This window comes from Allobosea sp. P4_C6 (assembly GCF_056402015.1).
The window spans coordinates 1-917 of sequence record NZ_JBFUIF010000288.1 but is presented as its reverse complement, the minus strand read 5'-3'; the positions used below and the strand labels follow the sequence as shown (position 1 = coordinate 917).

Genomic DNA, 917 nt, shown 5'->3' with positions numbered 1-917 from the left:
TATTCATGGAACAGGGTCGGATCGTCGAGGATGGCCCGCCCGCGGAGATATTCGGCAATCCCCGGAGCACTCGGCTGGCGGAATTTCTGCGCAATACTCGGAACTGACGGTCGACCGCACCCGGATCACATCCGGTCCAAGACGATCCGGCCGACGATCGAGCACACCGACCWATTCGGAGCATGCTCCTCATCGCAAACATGGCCGCAGGAGTGCGGCCATTCAAGCGCTGCCACAGCGACCTGGAGACGATGAATCGACAGGTCGAGCTAGAACGGGAAGAGACGAACGGAAAACCGTAAAGAGAGCGATAGAGGGCAAGTTTTCAAGGGCTTAGCATTCCCTTGGCTGCCGACTAATTGGCATTGTGTAAACAACAGCGGCTCCTTGCCACTTTTTGCGATCAGTTTTTTAGATTTCGGCCCTGCCGGGAATCGACGCTGGAGACCTCCAAAGCCTTCCCTCTCACTCTTCAGTCGCTCGTTTCATAGGCAGGTGGTCGATTCATTGTGAGCCGCGGCGAGATCGTGGAACACCTGTACGAAGAGCTCGGAGCGCTCTTTGCCGAGCGGCTCAAGATGCCGCCTCTGCGTGAACGGCTTCTTCAATCGCCCAAAGCGAGATTAACCCCTCACCAGAGGGAAATAGACAGCGTACCGTGCGAGCTGTGGCCTGCCCCCTGAAAAGTGGCCCTCCCTGAAGTAGGCGTTTTGAGCCTTTGGAGGATGCCCGCGATGCCGCAGAAGAAGCACAAGCCTGAAGAGATCGTCGCGAAGCTGCGGCAGGTCGACGTGCTGTTGTCCCAGGGGCGCCCGGTCGCGGAGGCGATCCGGGCCATCAGCGTGACGGCGTTCACGTATTATCGCTGGCGCAAGGAGTTTGGCGGGCTGAAGTCCGACCAGGTGAAGCGTCTGAAG

At 58.6% G+C, this 917-nt stretch carries 1 protein-coding gene; it reads left to right on the top strand.

Features of this window, described 5'->3' with window-relative positions; all coding sequences use genetic code 11:
* Window positions 1-734 precede the first annotated feature (734 nt).
* Window positions 735-917 (top strand): transposase (locus AC1DVA_RS28720; RefSeq protein WP_476808056.1); only part of this gene is annotated, 183 nt, incomplete at its 3' end.